Raw genomic sequence first — 2,588 nt, 5'->3', positions numbered from 1 at the left:
GGGCAGTGCGGGTCGGGGGTGTGCGGGTCGCAGGCGAAGCGGCAGCCGGCGAGCACGTCGATGGGGGCGAGCAGGGCGGCGAGACCGCGCACGGCCGTCGACTTCGCGGTCCCCTTCTCCCCGCGCACGAGCACGCCGCCCAGCGTCGGGTCCACGGCGTTGAGCAGCAGCGCCAGACGCAGGTCGTCCATGCCGACCACGGCCGCCAGCGGGAAGCTCACGCTCACCACCGCCGGCCCGCCAGGACCGCACCCGGCGCCGAGACCGGGGTGTACGCGCAGGGCCGCACGGGTCCCCGCGGCGTGTGGTGCGACCGGTGCGCGCGCGACGCGGGACGCGACGGCGACCCAGCCGTCGTGGGTGCGCGACCTCGACCGGCGGGTCGGATGCGCGGCGGGTGCGCGGCGCGGCGTGGCGGCACCGGCGGGCGCGCCGCGGATGTGGCGGGTGGGGCGGGCATGCGCAACGTTCTCAGTCCTCCCAGGGTCCTCGCCCGTGGTGATCGGCCCGCGACAGCCGGAGTATCCTGGCTCCCGGATCGCGGCGTGCGCCGCCGGCCTTCCAGCCGCGCTCGGCGGCCGTGGCCCGTCGCCGAACCCGCGGGCCACGGGTCCGTCCCCTGTCCCACGCGTCCGGACGTGCGCCGGCGGGTCGCCTGCACGCGTGAGACGGATGCGCGCGAGGTGACCCTCCGGGACGGTGACGCTCCCCGGTGACAGTGGCGGGACCGCGCCGGATTCCCACCGGCTTCCTCCGCACGCTGTCGCGTCCGCCAGCATGACATATCCGTCGAGGTCGAGGAGGCCGCCCGTGATGACCGACGCCCACGCCACCCCCGGCGGCGACGGACGTCACAGCGCGCCGCTGCCGCCGGCGGGCTGCGCGCCGTCACCGACCGCGGCGCCCAGCGCGACGTCCACCACCTCACCGCTGGCCGTGAGCGCGTCGGCGGTCACCGTCCAGTCCGCCACGTCGCCGCCGATGAGCGCGGTGGCGGCGGTGCGGGCCGGGCTGCGCGCGGACTGCGGTCGCTGCGCCGGGCTGTGCTGCGTCGCTCCCGGCTTCGCCGCCTCCGCTGACTTCCCGATCAGCAAACCGCCGGGAGTGCCCTGCCGGAACCTGACGGCCGCGTTCACCTGCGGGGTGCACGGCGAGCTGCGCGAGCGCGGATTCCACGGCTGTGTCGCGTTCGACTGCCTCGGCGCCGGCCAGCGGATCACCGAGCACACCTTCGCCGGCGTCGACTGGCGTACCCGTCCCGACACCGCGACGCGGATGTTCGACGCGTTCGCCGTGATGCGCGCCCTGCACGAGACGCTGCACCATCTCGCCGAAGCCCTGACCCGCCTCGCCGAGCCCGACACCGCCGAGCGTCGCACGGTCCCCGCAACCGGAACCGCACGCGGAGCCGGGCCGGTGCTCGCCGAGGTGCGCGCCGTGTGGGCGCTCACGCTCACCCTCACCGACGCGGACGCGGACACGCTGCTCGCCGCCGACCTGCCCGCCCTGCACCGCGACGCAAACGGCGCGCTCACCGCGGCCAGCGCCCTGCTGCGCGCCGGCACCCGTCCCCCGGCCCTCGCCGGCGACCTGGTCGGCGCCCGCCTGGCCGGCGCGGACCTGCGCGGCGCGGACCTCACCGGCCGGCTGCTGCTCGGCGCGGACCTGCGCGGGGCGGATCTGCGCCGCGCCGACCTGCGCGGCGCGGATCTACGCGGCGCCGACCTGCGCGGCGCGACCCTCACCGACGCGCTGTTCCTCACCCCCTCCCAGCTGCATGCGGCCCGCGGCGACGCGGCCACCGCCGCGCCGGCCGCGGTGCCGCTGCCCACGCACTGGCTCGCCACCCCCGCCGCCGCGAATCCCGCCACCGGCCGGCGCACGCGGCCGGCGAAGCCCCGGCCGGGCGCCGCTGACGGCGGCGGCCGCACCGTCGCACGGGAACGCGGCCGAGGCGGCCGCAGTCGCGGACGGTAATGCCGCACGCCGTCCGAGGCACTGCTCTACCACTCCTCTCTACTACCCCTCGATCGGCGCCCAGCCCTACTGCCCCGGCCCGTCGCCCGCGCCCACCGGCTGACCGGCCAGCACCCCCGCGGCCGCCGACGCGCTCAGAGGAGGCCGGCGTCGTGGACGAGCAGGGCGAGCTGGGTGCGGTTGGACAGCTGAAGGCGGGCGAGGATGCGCGTCAGGTGTGCCTTGACGGTGGCGACGCTGACGTGCAGCGTCTCGGCGATCTGCGCGTTGGTGTCGCCGTGGCCGACGGCGAGGGCGACGGCGTGTTCGCGGGGGGTGAGCGCGGCGAGCGCCCCGCGGGCGCGGGTGTGGGCGCCGGCCTCGGCGGTGGTGCGCTCGAGCAGGCGGCGGGTGATGGCCGGGGCGAGGATCGGTTCGCCGGCGGCGACGCGGCACACCGCCTCGACGATGCGCGCCGGTGGGGCGTCCTTGAGCAGGAACCCGCCGGCGCCGGCACGCAGGGCGGCGAGCACGGTGTCGTCGGCGTCGAAGGTGGTCAGGACGATCACCTCGGGCGTCCGTCCTTGAGCAGGAACCCGCCGGCGCCGGCACGCAGGGCGGCGAGCACGGTG

General features: G+C 77.6%; 2 protein-coding genes, 1 pseudogene and 1 riboswitch. Of the genes and pseudogenes, 1 reads left to right on the top strand and 2 read right to left on the bottom strand.

The features are described 5' to 3' along the window. A pseudogene (locus C1A33_RS23495) lies at positions 1-191 on the bottom strand (ATP-binding protein); the annotation flags it as partial. Between the two features lie 459 nt (positions 192-650). Further along, positions 651-752, bottom strand: a riboswitch (cobalamin riboswitch). Between the two features lie 61 nt (positions 753-813). On the opposite strand from C1A33_RS23495, the gene C1A33_RS23490 reads away from it, so the two are divergent. Continuing rightward, complete coding sequence (locus C1A33_RS23490; protein ID WP_243407874.1) at positions 814-1,977, top strand: pentapeptide repeat-containing protein; 1,164 nt, start codon at positions 814-816, stop codon at positions 1,975-1,977. A 134-nt stretch (positions 1,978-2,111) separates the two neighbouring features. Here C1A33_RS23490 and C1A33_RS23485 read toward each other — a convergent pair whose 3' ends face one another. Further along, the gene (locus tag C1A33_RS23485; RefSeq protein ID WP_243407873.1) at positions 2,112-2,525 is read right to left on the bottom strand and encodes a LuxR C-terminal-related transcriptional regulator; all 414 of its coding nucleotides are present in this window, start codon (positions 2,523-2,525) and stop codon (positions 2,112-2,114) included. Between the last annotated feature and the right edge of the window lie 63 nt (positions 2,526-2,588).

It is taken from the genome of Frankia canadensis (genome assembly GCF_900197875.1).
Taxonomy (GTDB): Bacteria; Actinomycetota; Actinomycetes; order Frankiales; family Frankiaceae; genus Frankia; species Frankia canadensis.
This window is presented reverse-complemented; position numbering and strand designations above follow the sequence as displayed.

Excerpts from the sequence above, each read along its gene's own strand:
- C1A33_RS23490 (WP_243407874.1), top strand. The coding sequence starts at position 814 with ATGACCGACGCCCACGCCACCCCCGGCGGCGACGGACGTCACAGCGCG.